Source organism: Pseudalgibacter alginicilyticus (genome assembly GCF_001310225.1).
In the GTDB taxonomy this organism is placed as follows: Bacteria; Bacteroidota; Bacteroidia; order Flavobacteriales; family Flavobacteriaceae; genus Pseudalgibacter; species Pseudalgibacter alginicilyticus.
The window spans coordinates 1-25203 of record NZ_CP012898.1; the positions used below are offsets into that span (position 1 = coordinate 1).

At 32.0% G+C, this 25203-nt stretch carries 12 protein-coding genes; 1 reads left to right on the top strand and 11 read right to left on the bottom strand.

What is annotated here, in order from left to right; genetic code table 11:
• Nucleotides 1-274 precede the first annotated feature (274 nt).
• The 6 genes from APS56_RS00005 to APS56_RS00025 form a co-directional block, all read right to left on the bottom strand.
• Nucleotides 275-11914, bottom strand: a complete 11640-nt coding sequence (locus tag APS56_RS00005; protein WP_054723596.1) for a CARDB domain-containing protein — start codon at nt 11912-11914, stop codon at nt 275-277.
• A 272-nt stretch (nt 11915-12186) separates the two neighbouring features.
• Entirely contained in the window at nt 12187-12699 is a 513-nt protein-coding gene (locus APS56_RS00010; RefSeq protein ID WP_054723597.1) for an outer membrane protein, read from the bottom strand.
• Between the two features lie 174 nt (nt 12700-12873).
• Nucleotides 12874-14571, bottom strand: coding sequence for a DUF4412 domain-containing protein (locus APS56_RS00015; protein WP_054723598.1), 1698 nt, complete (start codon nt 14569-14571; stop codon nt 12874-12876).
• Between the two features lie 47 nt (nt 14572-14618).
• Nucleotides 14619-14939, bottom strand: a complete 321-nt coding sequence (locus APS56_RS00020) for a hypothetical protein (RefSeq protein WP_054723599.1) — start codon at nt 14937-14939, stop codon at nt 14619-14621.
• 104 nt (nt 14940-15043) lie between these two features.
• Nucleotides 15044-15181: a hypothetical protein gene (locus APS56_RS17010; protein ID WP_169786422.1), complete on the bottom strand. Its 138-nt coding sequence runs from the start codon at nt 15179-15181 to the stop codon at nt 15044-15046.
• 140 nt (nt 15182-15321) lie between these two features.
• Nucleotides 15322-19275, bottom strand: coding sequence for a hybrid sensor histidine kinase/response regulator transcription factor (locus APS56_RS00025; RefSeq protein WP_082379203.1), 3954 nt, complete (start codon nt 19273-19275; stop codon nt 15322-15324).
• A 172-nt stretch (nt 19276-19447) separates the two neighbouring features.
• On the opposite strand from APS56_RS00025, the gene APS56_RS00030 reads away from it, so the two are divergent.
• Nucleotides 19448-19933, top strand: coding sequence for a hypothetical protein (locus APS56_RS00030; RefSeq protein ID WP_054723600.1), 486 nt, complete (start codon nt 19448-19450; stop codon nt 19931-19933).
• A 24-nt stretch (nt 19934-19957) separates the two neighbouring features.
• On the opposite strand, the gene APS56_RS00035 is transcribed toward APS56_RS00030, so the two are convergent.
• Genes APS56_RS00035 through APS56_RS00055 form a run of 5 tightly spaced genes read right to left on the bottom strand, consistent with a single transcriptional unit; the run spans nt 19958 to nt 25155 of the window.
• Nucleotides 19958-20191: a DUF6095 family protein gene (locus tag APS56_RS00035; protein WP_054723602.1), complete on the bottom strand. Its 234-nt coding sequence runs from the start codon at nt 20189-20191 to the stop codon at nt 19958-19960.
• Entirely contained in the window at nt 20178-20999 is an 822-nt protein-coding gene (murQ, locus tag APS56_RS00040; RefSeq protein ID WP_054723604.1) for an N-acetylmuramic acid 6-phosphate etherase, read from the bottom strand. The genes APS56_RS00035 and murQ overlap by 14 nt, the downstream gene beginning before the upstream one ends.
• A gap of 28 nt (nt 21000-21027) precedes the next feature.
• Entirely contained in the window at nt 21028-22491 is a 1464-nt protein-coding gene (locus APS56_RS00045) for a TolC family protein (RefSeq protein ID WP_082379204.1), read from the bottom strand.
• Nucleotides 22492-22549: 58 nt separating this feature from the next.
• Nucleotides 22550-23905 carry an ABC transporter permease gene (locus APS56_RS00050; protein ID WP_054723606.1) on the bottom strand — a complete coding sequence of 452 codons (1356 nt, stop codon included), beginning with the start codon at nt 23903-23905 and terminating at the stop codon, nt 22550-22552.
• A gap of 2 nt (nt 23906-23907) precedes the next feature.
• A complete protein-coding gene (locus APS56_RS00055) occupies nt 23908-25155 on the bottom strand; it encodes an efflux RND transporter periplasmic adaptor subunit (protein ID WP_054723608.1) in 1248 nt (415 codons plus the stop codon).
• Between the last annotated feature and the right edge of the window lie 48 nt (nt 25156-25203).

Sequence of the window (25203 nt, forward strand, 5' to 3'; positions counted from 1 at the left end):
TTAGTTATTCACTAAATTTGATTTTGTTAATTAAGAAAATCGCTATGTTAGTTGGGTACTATTACTTAATTATAAACCTTGATTAATAGGAATATTTATCAATTTTTAAAAAGACTTTTAATTTAGCTGATTCTGATATGAAAATGGACTTTTATGTAGTGAATATGATTTGAGAGTTTATAATATTTTATTACTTAAGAACTAAAAGTTTTATAACAAAAAGACAGATAAATTATTTATCTGTCTTTTTCTTCAAGATTTTATTATCAATTATTTATCTTAAAATAACAAAACGTTTTGTTTCAGTTTTTCCTTCATTAGTTATTTTTATAAGGTATACTCCATCTTGATAGTTTTCATTTAAATCTATTGATATTAAAGTTTTATTTAGAATATTAATAGTTGAAATTTCTCGGCCTAAAGCGTCAAAAATACTTAAAGTTGTTTCATTAGCAAGCAACGTATTTTGTAAACGTACTATTAGTTTTTCATTTGCTGGGTTAGGAAACAGTCTAAAATCAAATACGTTATTATTATCAATGTTTAATGTTCCACAATCTTCTTCGTTAGTATTAGGATTGTTAGAAGGATCATTATCATCACAATCACCTGCTACTAAGGAATAATTGTCGTTTGGTAATTGACATAAAGTTTTGTTTGTTAATACATTGTCAACACCAAAACCATCTCCATCGTTATCAATATAATAGACTATGGGATCACCTTCTAACACAACCATAAATGATGTCGTTGATTCATTGCCATGTCTATCAGTTGCTATTATTGTTATTTCAGTGTTTTCATTGATAACAGTGCTTGCAGCTGGTATTTGTGAAAGATTAATGTTAGTAGAACAATTGTCGGTTACTTGAACAAGTGATGAATAATCTGGTAGATATACCGTACACATTTCATTCTTATTTATTATTTGATTATCAATTGGAATAATAACTGGCGGTGTTGTATCTTCAGGTATGATATTAAATGTTATTGTTGATATGTTATTATAACTATCTGTTGCTGTTATTATTACAGAAGTTGTTTCTGTGATTTCGGTTCCAACAGTAGGTTCTTGTTCTATTACTAATGAACTATTACAGTTATCACTAATATTAGCTAAAGAGCTATAATCTTTTACGATGACTTTGCATGCTGTATTTAAAGGCTCAATTTGATCTTCAATACTGTTTATTGATGGAGCAATGGAATCAACGATTCCTACTGCAGCTGTTGTATTTGCTGTTAAACCATTAGCATCAGTCACAGTAACATTATAAGTCCCATTTTTAATATTACTTAAATCTTTTGTTTCAGCATTGGTATTCCATTGGTAATTAAATGGTGGCATGCCACCTAAGACATCTAATTCAATTTTTCCATCAAAGGATTCCGAGCATGTAGCATCGATAACTTGTGTTCGTAATTTTAAACCTGTAGAAAATACTGCTGTAACAGTTTTATTGCTGTTCATAGTAATAATTTCGTTATTATTATAACTATCTAAATCACCTTCCCATCTATCAAAAAACCAACCTGTATCTGGGTTAGCACTTATTGTAACATTAGAACCATAACTGTATGTAGTGCTTTCAGGAGTTGCTGATACATTACCGTTACCAACAATATTAGTAGTGAGTTTATAGGCTTCTTCAATAAAAATAGCTTTAATATTTTTATTAGTATCCATCAATATAGTTTCTTGATTGTTTGAAGTTGATAAGTCATTTTCCCATCTTTCAAACTTCCACCCTTCATTTGCAATAGCCTCTATATTTACATTAGTATTATTTTCATAATAACTGGTTTTAGGAACTGTTTCTATAAATCCGTTTCCTAATTTCTCTATTGTTAAATTATAGTAATTGACTGTTACATCATTTTCTATAGGAGTTGTAAAACATATAGTGTTTTCTGAATTTATTTCGCTTTTATTATTGACATTATCAATAACAACGGGAGCCAAGCAGTATTTTGTGTCAGATTGTCCTTCGAAAACAAAGGTTGCCCCTAATTCTATACCTGATTCATAAAGGAAATATTCACCATCATTTTCAGAGACATAAATGTCATATGATTTTATGCCACTGCCATTAGAATCATCTTCGGCATTTAAATTAAGTTTTTGAATAAGTTGTTGTTCTATGCCTACATTGATTAAATCAGTAATTGTAGGCGATAATGCATCTATTGTATTAATGCTTTCGTTAGTAGGTATAGGGGCATTATCATCAAAAAAGATATTTGCTTTTGCTTTTAAATCATCTCCTGTAGTTGTTTCAGATGCCGCTTTTATAGTATATGAAACAAAGCCTTCACCTATTCCATTTTCATCATTAACAGGTAAAAAGCCTTGTAATGCATTTGCAGGAGCAAGTCCTGTTTCAGGATCTATAGATTGGAATACCCATATAAGCTCTGAGTTTACAACATCTATTCCAAAAGAAACAACTAAATCAATACCTATTTCATCAGCAAGGGGTAATCTTTTAGAATAGTTTGATAAACCTTCAGGGACATTAAAGGTATGTTTACCAAATCCAAAACCATTCAACCTAAAGCTAGAAGGGTTAAAATTTTCAAATATAGATTGACGTATAATGACGCGTTGTGCTGGAGCGGTTGCAAAATCTGGATCGTTTTCAAAGTTTATAGTATAGATTAAATTATCATCTTTAGAAACAAATTTTTCTGGTCCAAATCCTTTTGGACCAATAATTTCATTTGGATCGCAGGAGGCAACAACAGGTTTGCAAAAATAACTTTGACCGCCACAAATGGCCATACCTGCTGCACCAATGAGAGCACCAGAACCACCACCATAAAGATCTATAGCACCACCAGCAAAGCAGGTTGCTAAAGCTCCGTTATCGTCAGCTGTAGGGTTGTCTGGTAATGCTAAATCATATAGTGATATGGCACAAGAAGCTATACCAAACGAGCATGATGCTATACCTAATCCGCATCCAACTACAGTAGCGCAGAGGCCTATACCAACACCGCAACCCACAACAGATAGTGCACAACCTACGCCAGTTCCTAGTGCTTGACTACAAAGTATGGAGTCAGAGCCCCCCCCACCACATCCATCACTTGGGGGTGTTGGGGGATCATCAGGACTAGGTGGGTTATCTGGGTCATTTGGTGAAGGTGGGTCGCTTCCAGGTGGTGGCTCAGGACAAGGTGTTCCTGGAGGAGTTCCACTTACGCTACCTGAACTACAATCCACAGGTTTTGGGTCACAATTTCCAGAAGGACAATCTGGTTCTGGGTCGTCATTACAGTCTCCACTTGGACAATCAGGGTCTGGATCATTTTCACAATCCCCTTTTAATGGGCACCCTGGTTGAGGGTTACAAGAAGGCTCTGGACAATCATCACAAGTCTCACCATAAGGACAGCCATCAGGACCATTTGGTCCAGGGGGACCTGGAGGAGTAGGCCCATTTCCAGGCCCTCCTGGTCCACCTGGCCCTCCAGGCCCTTCAGGTATGTTTGGACCACCAGGACCACCAGGACCACCAGGAGATCCTCTTTCACCGATACCCCCAGGTGCACCAGGTACACCAGGTTCACCAATGCCTGGTTTATAGGCCGTAAAGCAAATAGCCAGTTGGAAATCGTTAATTTTTTCTAAACTAAAACTTCCTCCATACATGAAATTGTAAGCTTCAAATGCAGATGTATCTAAAATAAATTTATTGGAATCAAAATTCTTAATGCCTTTTGCAGCTGTTAATATTACCCAACATTTATCTACCGCAGGATACCAACCGGCTAAATATGTGGGTGAGTTGCTATAATCTAAACTTCTCATACGTACTCTAAAAGGGTTTTCTGTTGTTGATTGTATGTTTAGTTCACCAGTTAGTGTTATGGCATCATAACCCAAAGGCCCTCCAGATTCGCCCGAATATTTATTGATATCCCATTGGTATTGACCTCCTTTAGAAAAAATAGCATTGCTGGCTAAAATTTCTCCAGGTTTATTATTTCCTGGACTATATACGTTTTCTTCTAATGATATATTATTACAATCCGTACAAGGAAATGTTATTCCTATAGTATCAGTTTGTTTTAAATACCCATAATCAATATAGTTGCCTAACATAGCTTTAGTAAAAGCTACTCTATCGCGAACTGTTTCTCTATCTTCATAAAAAGCGTCTGGATTGTCTAAAGCAATTAATCTTGCTGTTTCAATTTTATCTACTAAACTAAATACCAGTCCATTAGGGTTTGATGCGATAACTGTGGCTTTTATAGGAAAAGTATTTGGTTTAAAATCAGCTATGTTTAGCGTTATAGAAGTGGACTCTCCAGCTTTTAAATCTCTAGCTAAAAAAGGAACGTTATGATATCCGTTGCTTGTTACGTAGTCCTTCTCATTTTGAAGCCTACCATAAATATCAATTGATGAATTTTTCTTTAATTTTCCTTCGCTTTGTATATCAATGATGTTTACATTATCTAATATGGTAAGTTCTGCTAATACAGCTGGTATATCTATATTTCCTTCATTTGTAATTATAAACTCAAACATAGCACTTTTGCCAGCCCTTAAAGCATCTGGTGCTATTATATCGTAAACTAATGCTGCGTAGGTAGAACTTGTTTCAACAGTTAAGGCCTGATTTAATGTTACTGTTGATGCATTAGGGTTGGTTAATTTCAAATCATAAGTATCTAATGTAACATCATTTAAATCCCAGTTTATAGTGGCTTCCATACTATTAGATAAAGTAATACTTAAAGCATTAAGAACTTCAACTCCATTTTTCATGAGTGTTGCAGTCATACCATCACGAAAACCGGCTCCTGTAATAGATGTACTTACAAGGTCATCTCCAACCGCATTAGGTGAAATACTTAAAATACTAAAATCTAAAACACGAGCTAAAATCTCAATATTTTGATTTGTGCTATAGTCAGTATTGATTAAAATATAATAATAACCTGCTTGTGTATTTGGTACTAAAACACGTTGATCTGGACTATTGGTATAAATCTGTTTAAATTCGAATTCATTTGGGGTAGGGATTTCCTCATGAGAGACATACATGTAATTTACTCCAGTAAAAATGTTAGAGTCTAAATCAATAATTAAGTCTTTTCCATCCTCTACAAGTACTTTATAGTATAGCCAGCCATTTTTCTTAAATGGAGAATAGGAAGGTGTGTCTATGGTTAATTCCCTAACTTCTAGGTCCATTGTAGTTTCACTAATACCAACATTATTGTCGTAATTACTTTCGTTTAAAGTATTGAATACATTTGTTTTTCCAATACCAAAATAGCTTCCAGGTAAAACACCTCTTATGGGGCTATTTAAGTTTACTGTTTGTGATTCGCCTGGCTGTAATTCAATTTGTAAATTATTTGATGCTAATAAAGAAGCTAAATCACTAAAGATGTTAGTATCTTGATTTACAAAAAGTGTATTTCCGATTTCACCGATAGCTGGATTAGTACCTATATTACTTATTGTAAATTGGGTATCTAAATCATCTCCTAATAGTCCTTCAGAAGGAACTATGAGATTTGAAATACTTAAATCTGAAGGTTCTGGAATTAATATTTCAGTTATCTTATGTGCAACATTATTTTCATCTCCAAATACTCCTTCATATATGCTATTAAATTTATCAGTATTGGCTAATAAATAGTAATTTCCAGTTAAGGTATTCGGGGCATTTATCTCGACACTGTTTGTTGTACTTTCTCCAGGTTGTAAAATAATATCTTGAATTTTATGGGCAACTTCGTTAGGCTTATTGGAAATATTAGGCATTGAACCCAAATAGAACGCATCAACCCAATGAGACCTTGTTGGTCCAACACCTTGATTAGTAATAGTATATTCAATATTAAATTTCTGTCCTTTAATAATAGTTGAAGGAACCGTGAGGTTTGACACAATTAAGTCTGCATTAGGTACCTCAATAACTTCAATTGTTTTTAGAGATTTATTGTTAATTTTATTAGTATCCTCTGAAACTGTATCATTGAAATCAGCAAATACTATGATATGATATGTACCTGAAATTCCATTAGGAATTTTAACGGTTTTAATTGTTTGTTTCGTTTCTCCTGCCTTTAAACCGTTTGTACTTAATTGTTCTAAATAAAAATCATCAGAGCTTAAAGTTTCATCAAAACTTAGATAAAGTCTTGTTTGAAAACTATAACTTAGATTGTCGCTGCCACTATTAACTACATCCCATTGTATTAATGTATCTGAGCCAGCATCAACTTCCGCAGAAACTTGAAGGCTATTAACCGCAATATCTATGTTTTTTGGTTCTTCAGCTATTGGGTTTGATAGTATAGGTGAGGCTAAGTTTATAGAGAAATTACTGATTTTGTTATTTAATTCATTAGTTTCAAATACTTTATCGTAATTGTCTACATAAAGATGTATATAAATGTCATCTGGAGTTTTTAAAGGTATTTGCAATGTTACCGATTTATCTAAGGTGGTACCTCCTAAAATTGTATTAGAAAAATTTTGAGTAGATAGAGGGATCATTTCTGAAGGTATCCAATTAGGGGATGTTGACCAGTAAAACGAGGTAGAAAAAGGTTTGGCATCTGCAACTCCACCATTGTGAATCCTATAATTTAATGTAAAAGGTTCACCTCTTGTTATGTTTTGAGGGTATTCTAAAGACACAGGGGCGAGATCTGCTCGATCATCAAATTTAATGTTGATAGTGTCATCGCTCCTTAGTACATTGTTACTTCTGGTTTCATACTCAAATACATTTTCATCTGAATCTGTTACGACATAAACATAATAGTCCCCTTCAATACGTTCAGGAATTTTAAAATTAAAATCAGTAGTATTTACAGTATATGTTTGGCCATTTTCTAACGGATTGGTTATACTTTTTCCAGCCAAATAAGTTTTAGCATTTTGACTAAAAGTATTGGTGCCGAGTGAAATAGCATTATTTTCATCAAATGTAGGATCTTGAGAAATATAGACTTCATCTTTCCATTTATTGACCAATGGAGGGTTATTCCCAAAATTTTCTACAGTCCATGACATATTTAAGTTTTGATTTGCTATGGCATCAGTAGGAATATTAATAGATGTTACAGAAAGATCAGAAGGTGGTCTCAATATAATATTTATGGGTTCACTTCTCATGATGTTATTTCCATAGCTAGATTCGTACATTCCAGTATAGTTACTAATGATATAAAAATAATACTCACCAAAAATATTTTCTGGAAGTTTAATATTCTGTATTTTATTATAGGTTTCATTGACTCTAACAAAATCTTCAATGACACAATCACCACCATTTTTTCCTAATGACACTAAAGAATCATTAACCTTGGTTGAAGTTGCAAAAGAAAAAGTTGGTTCTTTTGATATAAATACAGCATCTATCCAATACCTTTCAAATTTACACGGTCCTATTAATGGATCCAAAGGGATACTGGTATAAGAAACAATAGATGATCCTGAATACCCACCACCATTTCTACTTCTACCAGAAGAGGTTGAGCTGCTTAACGAGGTGTTAGATGATACATAAGGAGCTCTCCTCCAATAGCCACCAATAGCATCTTTTTCACCTACATTTTCAACAACGTATTGAATGGCAATTTCATCACCTGAAAAAGCACTTATTGGAGCACCCACACTAAGTAAATCTAAATCTGGAGTAGGAGGAAAATCTATAAATAATTGTTGATTTACAAAATTGTTCAACTCGTTAGATTCACTTAACGAGTCTCCATGGTCTCCTCTTTGTTCTGACACACAAACGCCATTTTCTAATCTACAATAGGCATCTTTATTATCTGTAATGATGAATACATAATAATTGCCTGTTATACCAAGAGGAATAGACACTTGTTGTGAATTAGAGTAAGATTCTCCAGGTAGTAAGGCACTAATATTGTCGAATTCTCCAAGCATAATATCATCCCCAGCTCTTAAATCTAAATCGGGAGATAACCAAATCCTATCCTTCCATTTAGTGTTATTGGTATTGCCGGTTCCAATATTATTAACTTCCCATGATACTGTTATGGTATTTCCTGATATAGCTTCTGAAGGAAAGTCAGGGTTGTTAATGGTAATGTCGGGTATTCCAGCAGCGGTAAAGTTTTGAATAGGACCTTCCGTTGAAAAACAAGAGTTTTTAGAAATAATTTGCCATGAATATTCCGTGTTTATATTCAAATTTCTAATATTATACTCTAATTGGTTTAGATCTGAAACTAAAGGCTCTAAAGGTTTAGGTGCATCAGTTGGCCATAGAAAGAGGTCATATAAAACGGTAAAGTCGCCTGGGCTCCAAGATAACCTTATGGGCTGATTTATGTTCACAGATTGATTAGCAGGTAGCATATTACTTACTGAAATTGGTGCAGAAGCAGGAATTACTTTAACAACTATACTATCTGAAAACTCACAACCATTATTAAACGTACCTTCTACCTTATATTCTGTGTCTACGCTTGGAGCTACGGTTATAGAATTGGAAGTTAAACCAGTTGACCATAGTAGTTCGTCAGCGTTATGTATATCCAGTGTTATGGCTTGACCTAAACAAAGAGTGGTTACCGAAGAAGTACTAATTTTGGGGTGTAATTCGGTTTCTAATTGAAAAGGTATTGATGCAACTTCACAACCTTGTACATTAGACACAGTTGCAATATAATTACCGGGCAAATCTGTAGTAATTTCTGTAGCATTCCCTAAATCATAGAACTCGTTGTCATATATTCTTCGCCATTTAACTGGCGTGTTATATTGAGTACTCAATGTGGTTATATTTCCTTGGCATATAGTGTTTCCTTGCGAGGATTGAATTACAGGTTCGGAACCAGGGTCTAAAACAGTAAGATTAAGAGTATGTTGAGTGCCGCATTCGTTGCTTGAATCAGTGAATGTGTAGATCCCAGATTCGGTGTATGTCTGTCCTCCAAATATATAAGACTCATTTTTGCATATAGTAATATTTTTTTGCGTAGATAACTGTTCAATAACTTCGATACTTGTAGAATCTGAAACAAGCTCAATACCATTAAAAGCTGTATAAGTAAGTGTATATGTATTTGGTAGAGCATCAGAAACTAAAAATATATTATTTTCTACATATTCACCAGACCATGTGCCACCAGATGGACTTCCTTCTGGTAACTCAAAGTTTGATGTGTTTGTACATATAGCATCTAATTCTGGGGCGATTACTGGAGTAGTTGTAGTTTCTAAAACATTAAAACTGTCTTCTGCTTCCTTAGTACAACCATTTTCTTCATATTTATAGATTATCGTATAAGTTCCTGGTAATAATTCTGAAGGGCTTATATTTGTAATTGGGGTGTCAAGATCTGTATTAAAATAGTACAATCCTCCAGCTGGTTCTCCCATATCTAAGGTAATAGAGGCGTCTAAAATATTTATAGTATTAAACGGTAAATTTAATATGGGGTTTGGAACTGACTTTATAGTTACAATTACTTCTTCTATATTATTACATCCGTTTGTATCTGTTATTTCTACGGAATAAGTAGTGGCTTCACTTGGATTAACACTTATTTCAGAAGTTGTAGCACCAGTATTCCAAATATATGTGTTTCCTCCAGTTGCAGTTAGTGTTACTGTTTCACCTTCGCAAATGGCTATATTAGGTGATACAGATGTTTCTGGATTGCTAAAATGGGTTGTGTTTTTTGAAATACTATCGTTCGAACTATCAATATCATCATCAATTATGGTGTAAGCACTTATCGAGTAGGTTGTTTCGGAAGAAAAATCTGCTGTTTGTGAAAATGTATAAGTTGTTTTATTTTCACTAAGGAGATTTAAATTATTAATAGTTTCAATAATAGGAGCTGCTCCATTAATACTATAAGCTACATTAAGATTGGTAATTGTTGTAGTTCCAAAATTAGTTATTTCAACCTCAATATTTTCATTTGTATTTAAATCACAGTCCGAATTAGGTGTTAAAATAGCTGATATACCAGCGTCATAATTTAACTTGGTACTTTGTGCCACTCTATAGGCAGGAGCCATATATAATTCGCCATTTTCATTAATGGCATATTCATAAAAAGCGAAGTTGTATGTGGTTGATGGCTTTAAACCAGTGAGAGTGAAATTGTTTTCAAAACCATTAAATACCACATAATTTCCATTACCTAAATCTTCACCATTTCCAAAAATAGAATTAGCATTGTAAGTAACAAAATCTGAAGGAGCTATGCTAACAGGAGCGCCTTCGTTGGCAATGACTAAGCGTCTAGTGCCATTTCCTGAAGTAAAGTTTATATCAAATGAGTTGAAATCAACATTGGTAAATTGAGCATTTGATACCTGTATTGTAGGACGTTCACCAAAAGTTTCAAGAGCAAAATGATATCCTGGTTTTAGATATAATTTAGAGTGGTTTCCATTAAATTCATATAAGGCAAAATGATAATTTTCACCAGCTAATAAATTTGTAATATTAACATTTGTTCCTGTGCCTGCATATAAAACATAATTTCCCGAATCATTAATGTTGTAATTGGTATTATAAAATCCTGATGAATTTGCGTTATAATTAGTTAGATCTTCAGGTTCAAAAGAAACAGGGCCATCTTGTCTACCTATTAAAAGTCTATTAGAACCATTTCCTTTTGTCCATGAAATATTAATACTTGTTGTGCTTCGACTACTAATAAATGCATTGTTAGCTTGAACAGTAGGAGTAGATAAAGTTGTTTGACTGTTTTCGTAAGGCGGATTGCCATTGGTATCGTTTCCTACTAAATAAAAAGTATCATTACCAGTGCCATTGTATTCAAAAACTTTGAAATAATAAGTTGTATTAGGTTGCAGACCATAAACCCAAGAAGCCCCATTGGTACCACTGTGCATAACAAATTCTCCAGGAGCAATTTCTTCCCCATTACCAAAGGTTGTGTTAGGTGTGTAAGAAGTGCCATCAACGGGCACAGCAGTAACAGGGCTCCCCGCTTTAGCAATAATAAGTCTGTTTATTCCATTTCCATACCAAGAAGAAGAAATATTTCGATAAAATCGGTTTCCATCTATATCACTAAAACTCATAGAAGTTGTATTTAGTGTGGGGTGAGCTGTGGTTATTTGGCTTGCAGTAGCACCAGGAGTAGAAACCGCAGAATTAGAGTTAAGGTATAACCTTCCATTATTTCCGTTATATTCAAATAAAGAAAAGTAGTAGGTGGTATTGGGTTTAAGATTGTACACATAATCATTAGTTCCAGATCCTTCATATAAAACAAAGTTGCCAGTACCTATTTGTGCAGAACTATTTCCAAAACTGCTATGACTATAATAATTCGTACCATTTTCGGGTTCTATATCTACCGGACTTCCTTCTTTAGCAATAAGTATAGTTCCTTGTCCATTTCCTCGTGTCCAGCTAACAGTCATACTTGTACCAATAATATTACTAAATTCAATATTGCTAGCTTGAATTGTGGGTGGTGTTAAAGTTGTAGCATTTGCTTCTAAGTATGTACTTGTTAGATATTCAGTAGAAAAATCAGTACCATTATATTCAAAAATTTTAAAATAATAGGTGGTATTTGGTGATAAACCATCAATGTAGAGATAGGAATACCCTGTTCCATCATAGACAACAAATTCGCCAGGAGCAATTTCATTTCCTTGACCAAAAGCATTAGCATTATAATCAGTACCATCAGAAGGTACGGAATTAACAACCGATTCTGCTTTAGCGATTATAATTCGTCTTTCTCCGTCTCCTGGGGTAAAATTTATTCTTATTCTATTGCCATCTGTTTCTATTACCGAGAAGTTAGAAGAGGGTGTTGTTGGCACTTGTGAAAAACCTAAACACGGAATGAATAAAATAAATAATAAAGCAAATGATTTGAATTTATAGAAAGTATAAGTATTCATATGAATTAATTTATTATAGTGTAGGTTATAGGGTGATTTGGAGTATGTATTAGTTTTTCTTACCAGACAACATATCTAAATTTTGGGAATACAAGAATGTTGTTCTTTACACATAGATTGCTGTTATTATCCTATTACATCTGACTAAGTGAGATACCGCTCACATAGAACTTTTAAGGAGTAAAAATTAAAATTATGAGCGGTAATAGATTATAAATTATCAACACAGAAAATATATTGTTTTTTATAGCTTGATAATTTGGTGATTACACTTAAATATTAAACTTAACCCCTCCGGCAATAACAAGTTGTCCGCCATCAATAACCACATATTTTAATTCTGCAAACGGTGTAATGTTTCCGCTAAGATTAAAATTTGCACCGCCACCAATGTTAAGCCCTATACGACCATCACTAGCAGAGTAACTACCTCCAAAGCCGCCAAAAGCATCGTCGTAATCTACTTTTACGCTAGAGTAGTTAAGACCAGCAATACCGTAAACATCTATATTATCTTCAGCTAAAAAGTAGTAATTGGCGTTAGCATTCACTTCAAACCAGCTAATATTAATACCACTTTCGTCTTTTGGTAAATAATAAATTAATGCAGGTGAAATTGTAAAATTGTCTGCTATTGGGAACTCAGCATTAACTCCTATACCTAAATTTTCGATTTCGGTTCCATAGGCCAAAAAACCACCTAACTTGGTTTCGGTTTGAGCAGATACATTTATAGAAAACATAGCGATTAATGCGATTGTTAGTGTGTAATTAAATTTTTTCATTGTTTTTGGTTTAAAGATTTATTAATTAAATAGTTGTTTTACTTTTTTAATTATTTTACAGCTATCATGGCCTTATTGTTGTTGTCTGTATTTCATTTAAAAACAGCAAACAACAATGATCAAGAATAAATAGTATGAAGAAAATAAAAGCTGTATTAATATTTTTCTTATAGTTTAATTACCGTTCATCATACCAGCACCTGAAAATAAGTTCATACTTTTATATTGATTAGGTTTTATAGAAGTTGTTGTTTTATTCAATGATTTAGCTATGACATTAACATTGTTTTTAGGCTTCTTTTTATCTATAATATCCATTTCCATTATTAATCCGTTTGAGAATTGTTTTATAATTCTAGAATCAATATCTGGTAAATTCATTTTATTTTGACCGCTAAAATTCAGAAAATTAGTTAGTGTGATTTCTGCTTCTGTAGTATGATATATTTTCATTAGATACCTATCGTCTTCAAGTTGAAGTCCGTGGCATTGATAACCAATAATAGTTTTAGAAGGTAAATCAGAAATTTCATATGTATTAATGTTTTCTTCAGTCTTTCCAGCATCGGGGATCGGGTATATTTGCATAAATTTGTTGCCTTGAGCATCAATAAGCATTAAAGAGGTGTTAAGGTTATTGTCAAAAAGCATAATGGTTTCCCCCATCTTTTTAGTTGTTTCGCTATTCATTTTTGTGGCTTGGTACTGGGCGCCATCTTTAATTAAAAAAGTTAAATTCATAACCTCATTTCGTTTGGTATTCAAGACCAGTTCAGTTTCTAATTTCCAGTCAAAGTCATAAGAATTTGGCAAATCACTCGGTTGTATTTTATGATTTTTTAATGCAGATTTAACTGATTTTACCTGTCCTTTAGAGTTACTTGTGTCATAGTCATCCTCGTCGATGTCACCTTTGGGTTGATTGCCCCCTTTAACAACACCGCCCATAACCGCTTCCATGAGACCTTGGCCTTGCATGCGTACTTCGCGTGCGGGGGGTAATGTAACTTCCACGGGCTTATAATCATAAATCATTAAGCTTTCCCCTTTTTGCCGTGGCATTTCGCCTATTTCAAAGTTTTGTTTGGATTCCCCTATTTTAGTAAAAACCTCAACGAGTCTATCTTTATTATCGAATAAAACATAACTACCTTCATAGCCAGGCTCGTTTAAATAATTGAATTTAGTATAGGTTTTACCATTTAGTGTTTGCTTTGATTCAGCAAAATCTTCGTATCTAAAATCGTCAGGTTTATAAATGAAAGCAAATTCAACAATACCGTTAAATGGGTTTGCCGTAACTCCTAAATCAGATTGTTTTTGTAATTGAGCCATGAATGGTTCTGGAGGTAATTTATAAGCGTCCAACATCATAGTTGGTACCATTAAACCTTGACTTTGCAATGCAACAATAGAAGATTTGGTGTATTCACCATCTTTAAATCCATAAATAAAACCTTCGCTATCTATAAACCCTGGTTCAGGCAAATCATTTTCTAATCTCACAGCAATTTCATTAGCATCAAAGTATTGTGTTTGTGTCAATTTCCCATTTTCATGCAATTTTACAACAGCATCTTCTTTGTAAAAACTTTTTTTTAGTTCTGTGTTTTTGTTTAATGCGGAATTACTTGAGGTAATTTGACTGTTTGAAGTTGTTGTTATTTCATCATTGCTATTTTTGTTATTAGGAGTAGTAACATCATCAATAGTTTTTTCTGTTTTTTTGCTAACAACTTCATCTGTTTTTCTGAGAATGGTACGTTCTGCAGCTTCTTCAGCTTTTTGCTTTAGTTTTTTTAAAAACTGAGCTTGTACTGAATAAGTAATGCATAAAATAAAAAAAGTTGTTATAATTACTTTTGGTTTCATTTTAAGTATATGAATTTATTTGTTGCATTTTTTATAAAGACTATGTTTTAGTTTTGCGAACAATCTATGTCCTTCCATGCTTGGGCAGCGGCTTCTAATTCTGCATTTCCAATATCTTGTAAATATTCTTCACAGTTACCATACGCATTTATTAATTGAATGGACGCTTGTTTCAAACTATTACAATTAGTTTCGTTAGGGTTTAGTTGATAGGCTTGTAAGATGTTAGAGTAATCTTCCGTTACACTAAGAAGCGATTGAAAACAAGATCCATTTTGCTCACCACCACCGTCATCACTACTATCAGAGCAATTTGTGAAAAAGGCTAATGTTGCAATAACTGTAAGGATTCTAAAAGTAGTTTTCATAATTTTAATTTTTTAATAGTTAATTTTGACTTGATTTTTAAAAAGGGAATAAATTCAATGATTACATCTTCATTATTCCCCTTTTCACTGATTAATAGCGTCTTTTATTTTTTTAATCTGAATGATTTCACAACTTTATTATCTAACGTAATATTAAATACATACTGGCCGCTTTTTAAATGATCAATACTTACATAGATATTTTGATCATCCTCTTTTTTTATATCATTAGTTTCAACCATTATACCTTGTTTTAAGCATATAAAAGGAACAGAACTATTAAATAGGAGTTACTGCTGAAGTAAAATTAGTTTCAAATAAGAGCGTGTAATTCTACATATGTAACAAAGTATAGAACAATTGTAACATGTAAGTTATACTGCTACTTTGAAGCGTATCCTGAAGGGGTACAATTATAAGCTTCTTTAAAACATTTAATAAAATAAGAAGGCGTATTGAAGCCTACTTGGTAGGCAATTTCGGAGATGGTACTATTGTTTTGTTCTAAAAGTGTTTTAGCTAGCTTTAAACGTTCAGCTCTAATAAATTCTGTAGTACTTAAATTTGTTAATGCTTTTAGTTTTCTATGCAATTGCATTCTGCTCATAAGCATGGCGTTACTTAAATTTTGAGCATTAAATTCTGGATTTATAATGTTTTTGTCCAGAACATCTTTTAAATTTTGGAAGAATACTTGATCGGCAGAAGTGGAAATCAAATCGTTAAGTTCAAAAGTATTACTATATAATTTTTGTAATTGTTGTCTTAATTCAATAAGTTTTTTTACTCTAATTTTAAGTTTTTTGCTGTTAAAAGGTTTTAGTATATAATCGTCTGCACCCGTTTTAAGTCCTTTTATTTCATTTTTATCACCACTTTTAGCTGTTAATAATATGATAGGAATGTGGCTAGTGCGTTGATCATGCTTTAAGGTATTACATAACTCAACACCGTTAACTTTGGGCATCATAACATCACTAATTATAATGTCTGGAATGTGCTTTATGGCACTTTTAATTCCTTGCTCACCATTAACAGCTTCTTTAATAGTATAGTTGTGTCTAAAAATAGTGATTACATAATCTCGAATATCGTCGTCGTCTTCTACAATTAACAAAACGGGTTTGTCTTTGTTGTTTTCTATTTCAGTTTCTATACTATTTTCTTTATCAGAAATAGGGGAATGTATAGTATGTGTTGTTAAGGCATTGTCTGTTATTTCAGAAGTACTATAAAAAGAACGTTCAATTGGGAGGGTGATTGTGAACTGTATTTCATCATTATTCATGGTATGTGCAACAATATTACCATGCGATAAAATACACAGTTCCTTAACTAAAGAAAGACCAATTCCAACACCATCAGTTGTTTTATTTGTTTGGTAATAACGCTGAAATAATTTACTGATTTCAGAATCAGGTATTGTGTTTCCATTATTAATAATAGAAACAATTAATTGACCATTTTGTATTGTAGATTCAAAATAGATTTTGCCTTTTTCTGGAGTATATTTTATAGCATTGCTTAATAGGTTTGATACAATTTTTTCGATAATATCAGGGTCAAACCAAGCATCATCAATTGTTTGTATATTATACGAATAATCTATTTTCTTTTCTTTTGCTTTAAATTCAAAAGCTATAACTAATTGTTTTAATAATACCACTAAATTGCCTTTGCTAACTGATAAGGTTAAATTTCCAGATTCAAGTTTTGCTAAATCTAACAATTGATTTACAAGGTTAAGAAGGCGGTGCGAATTACGCTGAACAAGTGTTAATTCTTTTCTATCTTCATTAGAAAGATTCGTTTTTTGTAGCTGATTTTCAATAGGACCTGTAATTAATGTAAGTGGTGTACGAAATTCATGAGATAAATTTGTATATAATCTTGTTTTAAATTTATTAAGTTTTTTTAAACGTTTGGTTTCTTCGTTTTTAAACTGAAGTTGCATTTTCATGTGCCAACGCCATTTTAGGTAATAGTAAATGGCAAAGGATACTATGATAAATAAAAGGATGTATATAATAATGGCCAAAGTACTAAAATACCAAGGTTGTTTGATGGTAAAGGTATAGGTTGCAGGTGTTTCATTCCACACACCATCATAACTACAAGATATCACTTTAAATATATAGTTGTTAGGGGGTAAATTGGTGTAGTGAGCTACGTCATGATTATTAGAATTTATCCAATCTTTATCATGGTTTTCTAATTTATATTTAAATAAGTTTCGGTTTGGTTGTGAAAAATGTAGGCTTGAAAACGTAAAGGTCATTGTGTTTTCATCACTTTTAAAGTTAGCATTGTTGATTAAAGGCCGTTCTTTCGAGAAGATTTCAAATTTAGAAATAATCGTTTTTGGTTTTGTTGTATTGTAGGTTAATTGTTCAGGACTAAACCAATTAACACCTTCTAAGCCTCCAAAATATAAGATTCCGGATCGTTGATCTTTAAAATAGGCACCGGTATTGAATTCCGTGCTTTGTAAACCGTCATAAACAGTAAAATTTTCAAAATTATTATCTGGGTTTTGTGGATCGAATCTGCAAATTCCATTATTGGTACTTAGCCATAAACTACCATGGTTGTCAGGTAGAATACTATAAACAACGTCGTTTGGTAGCCCATCTTTTGTTGTGTATGTTTTGATCTTTTTGTTTTTTATATTGTAAGTCTTGAGACCAGAACCATTGGTACCAACCCAAAGTATGTTATTTGAAAAATAAAGTGTTTTTATTTTATCAGCTAGGTTATCTATTTTAGAAATTTTATTGGTGTGTTTATCTAATTTAAAAACTCCATCATTATCAGTTCCTATCCATAATGTATTATCGTTACCAGTTATTAAAACTCGAACATTGTTACCTTTAAGATTTGAATTGTTACTGTTGTATTTCTTAACGATACCTTGATTTTTGTCAAATAATAAAATTCCATTGCGTTCTGTACACAACCATAATTGATTTTCAGAGGCTTCAACAATCTGCCATATAGTGTATTTGGAAAGTTCTGGGTAAAATTTGTAATTTCCCGAAGCATCTAAACTATTTAGTCCATATCCTTGATGTCCAATCCATAACACATTGTTGTTAAAGTTTAAACTAATTACACGGTTACTAGCTATTGATGAATTGTTTGTAGTAAAAGTTTTATATGTATTTAATTTTACATCAAAATATGTTAAACCTTTACCTGAAGTACCTATCCAAAGGTTTGATAAGTTGTCTGTAGTGATACTTCGTACCATATCTACATTTACATTTTTAGGAACTTGGTTATTTGTAAGTATATTAAATTTTATCAAATGCTCGTCATAATAACTGGCACCTGTGCCATCAGATCCAAACCAAATAATGCCTGTAGCATCCTGATATATACAGAGCATATCATTATAGTGTATAGCAAATGGATTGGTTTTATTGGCAGTAAAGTTGTTTACCACATTTCTTCTTAAATCTATTAAATAGACTCCATTTCCATAGGTAGCTATCCAAACTCTATCTTTTTTATCAACTAAAATGTCTTCTATATTTAGGTCTGGGGGTAAATCTTTGTGATGAAATTTTATAAAAAAATCTTGATTTAAAGGTTTTAGAAATAGGCCTTCGCCAAAAGTACCTAACCAAATGGTGCCCTTAGAGTCTTCTTCTAATGAACTAAAATTAGGATTGTTAGATTCTGAAACAGTTATTTCAATGTATGAATGGTTTTGATATTTATAAACAGCACCCGATGTAGCTATGATTAAATCATTATTAACTTCAATATAATCGTAAACAGTTTTATTTATATCAGTGTCTTTAAAAATTTGTACTGTGTCTTTTGTTTTAGCATCTATTTTTAGTAAGCCATGGTCATACGTACCCAAATACATATTTAATACTTTGTCTTGAAAAACAGTACTTATACTATGAGGTAATTTAATATGTTTAAAATCATCTGTTTTTGGTTGATATAATTCTAATTTTCCAGAATGAGTTATTATCCACAGTCGGTTTTGTTTATCAATGTATATTTTCCCAAGCTTACTAAAAGTACTTCTTGTAATATCTTCAAATTGTTTGTCGTAATACGTAAAGTGCCTACCATCGTATTTATTCAAACCATCTTGGGTTGCCAACCACAAGTGTCCAATACTGTCTTGGGCAATACTGATGACACTATTTTGTGATAAACCATCATTAATTGTTAGCGTTTTAAAGGCAAATTGCTTAGATGAAATAATAGAGTCTTGTGAAATGGGAGATCTGCTTTGTGTGTGTAAATAGAAAGAAAAAAGCAGAGTTCCGCATAAAATAACAAACCCGAATTTTTTACAATTTGTAAACAACATACAAATAACTTTATTGACTATATTAATAAAATAATAGTTGACGAAAATAATAATTTTATATTATATAAAGATAATCAGTAAGTTAAACAATTTGTTTTCAGTAATTTCTTATATTGTACGAGACTCATGTTGAGGGTTTTTTTGTTGGAAAATTTTACTTATTTTAGGCTTCATGAATGCAGTTATCCAATCAACCCTTAAAACACTACAAAAATCTCAATCCTTATTAGAAAAATTAACAGACTATCAGTTATGCAATGCATCGGTTTCTCCTTATTACTCGAGTATAGGAACACACCTTAGACATATATTGGATTTTTATGAATGTGTTTTTAATGATAACCCTGAAACTAAAATAGATTTAACTTCAAGATCAAGAAATAAAGAGGTAGAACAGCGGTGTGATTGTGCAAAAGATTATTTGAACTTAATAATAACTAAGTTAAAAACATCAGATTTTGAAATGAATAAAACCATTTTTGTAACAGACGATTTAGGTTTAGGAATTATTGAGATACCATACACTTATGGAGCGTTGTTGGCACAGGCTAATAGCCATACCATTCATCATTATGCTATTATTAATTATATTTTAGATAATTTAGGAATTGTACTTGAGGATGCTGATTTTGGTTATAATCCAACTACTCCAAAGTAATTGTTATGAAATAAAAAGATAAACTTATTTCTTTTTAAACATACTAGACATGATAATTTTTAAGCCTTTAAAAATTAAAAATACAGCAAAAGCACAAATCAAACAGCCCACAATTAAAAGTGGTAAATAAAGCGGTTTTTCTTTGTTTGACATTGCAATACTTAGTAAAATAGGCCCCATAAAGAGACTTAATACTGCAAACACCATAGTTTTTATTCCTTTGAAAAGTAGTTTTTTATCAGTTTTACTGGTTTCCATCTATATAGTTTTGAATTGCTAATCTAACGTTTTTATGTTCTTTAAGAAGTCGTTCAGCTTCTTTTTGAGAAATATTAAGCTCTGACATAATCATTCGGCTGCCTCTATCCACTAATTTATTATTACTTAATTGCATATCTACCATTTTGTTTCCCTTTACACGCCCAAGTTGAATCATGGTAGTAGTAGTTATCATGTTTAGCACTAATTTTTGAGCCGTACCAGCTTTCATTCTGGAACTTCCTGTTATAAATTCAGGTCCTACAATAACTTCAATAGGAAATTGTGCTGTTTGTGAAAGCGGGCTGTTATAATTGCAAGTAATACAGCCTGTAATAATATTGTTTTTGTTACAGGTTTTTAAAGCGGAAATAACATAGGGTGTTGTGCCAGAAGCAGCTATTCCTATAACAATATCATTTTCTGAGATATTGTAAGATTGAAGGTCATCCCAACCTAATGTTAGAGAATCTTCAGCAAACTCAACTGCTTTTCTTATAGCTTTATCACCTCCAGCAATGAGTCCTATAACTAAATCATGAGAAACTCCAAAGGTAGGGGGGCATTCTGAAGCATCTAAAATGCCTAATCGGCCGCTAGTGCCCGCTCCAATATAAAATAATCGGCCGCCTAATTTTAGCTTGTTTACTATTTGAGAGACTAATTTTTCTATTTGAGGCAGCGCCTTTTCAACAGCTGAAGGCACTGTTTTATCTTCATTATTTATACTTAACAATAAGTCTTTTACATTCATTTTTTCCAAATGATTGTAATGAGAATCTTGTTCGGTTGTTTTAATAAAACTCATGTTTCAAAAGTATGAATTTAATATGAGTTTAATTATAAAGAATATCTTCGACTTCTATTTTTTTATCATTTATAAAATCATAGAGTGTTAGATATCTTAGCGTATAGTAATCTACCCAAAAATCTTCAAGTGAGTTTAAGTATGTTACAATAGCTTGATCCTTTTTTTCCTGACTGATGTTTAAATCGGTTATGGTTACTTTGCCAAGTACATATCTCTTTTTTGTAATATCGTAACTTTTATCAGCTATCTCTTTTGCTTTTTGAGAAGTTAATAAAAAATCTCTTTTACTTGACCAGTTTAGTACATGAAGGTAAATTTCCTGTTCAAAAGCTTGTTTATCTTGTTCAATATTATTGTTGGTTAAATCTAAATTGGCCTCAGCCATTTTGCGTTCTGATTTTGAAACACCCCAATCAAAAATAGGAATTCCTATGTTTAATGCAATGTATTGTTGTTTGTTGTAATTATTGAATAAATTATTAAACTCGCTACCATATTGTGAGATGCCTAAGTTAGCAATTAAATTCATTTCTAATCTATTGCTTCCTTTGGCTCTAGCCAACTCATTTTCTGCTTGCAACCTTTTCCTTCTAAATTCTATAACAGCTTTTCTGTTGTTTTGAGCTTCCTCTAAAGCTTTGTTTATATCTACATCAAAAAGTGCCAATTCATCAGGTATTTCTAATGCTATGTTTTCATTATTTAACTCTAAATAGCGTGCAATATTTTGGGAAGTTCGCTTGACTTCAATGGTGTTTGATGTAACGTTATTTTTAGAATTTAATAGTGATAATTCCATTTGTAATAATTCATTTTCTGCTATTTTCCCCATTTTAAAACGCCCTTTGGAAATTTGGTAGAGTGTATCTTGGTTTGATAAGTTTTTTTTGGAAATGTTTAATTGCATTTGAGCTTTTAATAAATTAAAATAACGCAGACAGGTATTGATGGAAATTTGTTCCATGGTTTCAATAAAATCACGGCGAGATTCTTCGTAAATTAAAGGTTCAATTTTTTTATCCCATCGAAAACTATTGTAAAAAAGTGAGTTTTGACGATATCTAATAGAAAATGGAACAACAGAATAATTTGTAATATTGCTATTGCCATATAAATCTACCTTTTCTAAATTAGAATAGAGAGATATTGTGCCTCCAGTTAAAGCTACGTTTTGAGATAATGACAAGCCACCGGCTAATAATAATTGGTTTTGATTAACAAAAACATCTTGACCTGCATCATTGGTCTGTCTGTTTGTTGAGTTGCTAAATTCTGGTAAAGTAGCATTCAAACTAAGTTGAGGTAAAAAGCGTGCTTTGTAGTTTTTAAAACGCCAAAAACTGGCTTGGTTTCTGTTTAGGTTTGTTTTGTAATCAGGAGATTGTTTTTGTGCTATAATAATAGCTTCTCGTAATGTTATTTGTTTAGACTGTGATAATAAAGTAACTAACGGTAAAATAACAATTGCTATAAAGGATATTTTTTTCACACGTTTAATTTTTGAATTGTTTGTTGGTATAATTATAATTAGTTGTTAGACTATTATTTTATTCAGAGCGCAAAGCCTCTATTGGTCGTTTGTTAGCAGCAGCTTTTGCTGGAAGTATACCAAATATTAACCCTATAATGACAGCAATAAAAAATGAAATTAGAATTGAGTTTAACGAGAGTATGGTTTCTATTCCAGAAGCGATTTCAATTGCATAAGCTCCTACAATACCTACCATAATACCTATAATACCTCCACCTAAACTAATAAGGACAGATTCTGATAAAAATTGTAAAATAACATCTTCTTGTGTGGCACCAATGGCACGCATAATACCAATTTCTTTGGTGCGTTCTAAAACAGAAGCCAGCATGATGTTCATAATTCCAATACCTCCAATAAGTAAAGAAATACCAGCAATAATACTCAAGACAATATTAAAAATTTGTTTTGTTTTTTGTTGTTGTTTTAATAATTGAATGGGAATGGTTATTTCAAAATCAAGTAAATCATTATGTCTTCTTTTTAACATTTTGCTTAAAACTTCAGCAGTAGCTTTTAGTTCGTTTGAGTTGTATACTTGTACTGTAAGTTTATCTATTTGATGATAATTGCCTCTAGAAATTCTTTTTTTAGGACCACTTTGGTTTGGATTAATTCCAGCAGTAAGATTATCAACAATTATTTTTCGATCTTGATATCTCACTAAAAATGTTTTAATAGGGATGTAAACATCTTGATTTATGTCTCTAATTCCTAAGTTTTCTTGGGCTTGGTCAGAAATTAGCTTTTCCTCAATAATCCCAATGACTTGTAGCCAAACATCTTTAACTTTAATTTGTTTACCTAAAGCACTTTCACCTGTAAATAATTTTTTTTCAACTTTTCTTCCAATAATACAAACGGGTAAGGCGTTTTCTGTTTGATAATCTGAAAAAAACTTCCCTTTTTCAATATCAATATTTGAAGCTTCAAAAAAAGAAGCAGTTACACCAATAAGTTTCACGGAATTTTGTTTTCCATTATTAATAACATAGGTGTTTAATATAATTTCGGGACTGACTGTTTTAACACTCGGGATTATGCTTTTAACACTTAAGGCATCTAAAATATCCAATCCCTTAGAAAATCTTTTAGGTTCGCTGTTTTCTTCTTCAATATCATCTTGACCAGTATCTGTGTCTTCGTTGTCAGGAATAGGGGTAACTACAATATCATTTACACCAACCAACTCCAATTGAGATAGTATTTCTTTTTCAGCGCCGTTACCAATAGCCAACATGGTAATAACTGCTGCAACTCCAAAAATAATTCCTAAAGCGGTTAAAAAAGTCCTGAATTTATTGGTCTTAATGGAACGAAACGCTTCAATGAAATTAGATTTTAGTTTTTCTAAAAGTATTCTGTCTATCATTATTAGTTGTCTAAAAATATGATGTTATTAGTATCGGTATCCTCTGGCTTGTTTAAATAAACCGTTTCATTTTCTTTTAGCCCTCTTTTAATTATTACTTCATCATTATTTGATAAACCTAATTCTACTTGTTTTTTTAGTATAGAATAGCCTGATTTTACATAAGTAAAGCTAATAGAGTCTTTACTAAAAATAGCTTCAAGCGGAACTGTTAAGACATTTTCTTCTTCATGGGTTAATATTCTGTTTGAAGTTGTCATACCAGGTCTAATATTGGTATTCGTTTCATTTAATTTAATTAAAACTTGAAATAGCTTAATGTCTGATCCTCTTTTGTTTTCACCTACATTAGCCACATCTGTAACGATACCTTCCAATTCAATTTCTGGAAACGCATCAAAACCTACTTTAACAGGTAAATCTTTTTTTATTTTTCTAATGTCAACTTCATTACTATAGGTTTTAGATTCCATTTTGGTTAAATCTGGTAGACTCGCAATAGCAGGTTCCCAGGGAGAGATTGTAGAACCAACTTTCTTTTTATTTCCTCCCCAATCTTTAACATAGGTTACCATACCTTCATCTTCAGAATAGATTGTAAACTCTTTTTGTAGCTTGGTAAGTTCTTCTATTAGTTTTTTTATTTTAACAACCTCATTACCTACCTGAATCATTTCAGCATTTGCTTGTCTTTTTTTTATAGAATAATCTTCTTTTTTTTCTTGTAAATCGCGTTCGTTTTTTTCAATATTTATTTCAAGTTGTCTAACCGTAGCAGGAGGTTCATAAATAGAACGTGTTAATTCAAGTTTATTTTCTTCGATGCTAAATAACAGATCTTTAATTGAATTTCGCTCTTGTTTTAGAGTGAGAGTTGTATCGAGTTGTTTTTGGGTAAATTTAGATTGAGCATTTTCTAAATTAAGCATGGCATCGTTAATTTTTCCGTTGACTTCGGAAGCATCTAATTTGCCAATATACCCTCCTTTTTTTACAACAGTTCCTTCAGCAACTAAATCTTGAATTTTGAGGTTGTATATATTAAACCTTCTAGCGTTAATAGGGCCATTTATTTCTTTTGAACTTGTAGATTGTGCTTCTCCAGAAATAATAACTTCATTTATAAATTTCCCTTTTTTAACTTCTACAGTGATGGGTTTGTCTTCGTTAGAACTATCCTTAAAAAACGAATATGAAATGATTATGGCAATAACACAAACTCCAGTGATGATGAGTTTTTTTTTAGACATGATTTAGCTAATTTGGTTGATGAAAATCAAATTTACTTAAAAAAGTCA

Coding starts and splice junctions, on each gene's coding strand:
- murQ (WP_054723604.1), bottom strand. CDS start 20,999: ATGAGTTTTATTAAAACAACCGAACAAGATTCTCATTACAATCATTTG.
- APS56_RS00015 (WP_054723598.1), bottom strand. CDS start 14,571: ATGAAACCAAAAGTAATTATAACAACTTTTTTTATTTTATGCATTACT.
- APS56_RS00055 (WP_054723608.1), bottom strand. CDS start 25,155: ATGTCTAAAAAAAAACTCATCATCACTGGAGTTTGTGTTATTGCCATA.
- APS56_RS00010 (WP_054723597.1), bottom strand. CDS start 12,699: ATGAAAAAATTTAATTACACACTAACAATCGCATTAATCGCTATGTTT.
- APS56_RS00020 (WP_054723599.1), bottom strand. CDS start 14,939: ATGAAAACTACTTTTAGAATCCTTACAGTTATTGCAACATTAGCCTTT.
- APS56_RS00025 (WP_082379203.1), bottom strand. CDS start 19,275: ATGTTGTTTACAAATTGTAAAAAATTCGGGTTTGTTATTTTATGCGGA.
- APS56_RS00050 (WP_054723606.1), bottom strand. CDS start 23,905: ATGATAGACAGAATACTTTTAGAAAAACTAAAATCTAATTTCATTGAA.
- APS56_RS00005 (WP_054723596.1), bottom strand. CDS start 11,914: ATGAATACTTATACTTTCTATAAATTCAAATCATTTGCTTTATTATTT.
- APS56_RS00030 (WP_054723600.1), top strand. CDS start 19,448: ATGAATGCAGTTATCCAATCAACCCTTAAAACACTACAAAAATCTCAA.
- APS56_RS00035 (WP_054723602.1), bottom strand. CDS start 20,191: ATGGAAACCAGTAAAACTGATAAAAAACTACTTTTCAAAGGAATAAAA.
- APS56_RS17010 (WP_169786422.1), bottom strand. CDS start 15,181: ATGGTTGAAACTAATGATATAAAAAAAGAGGATGATCAAAATATCTAT.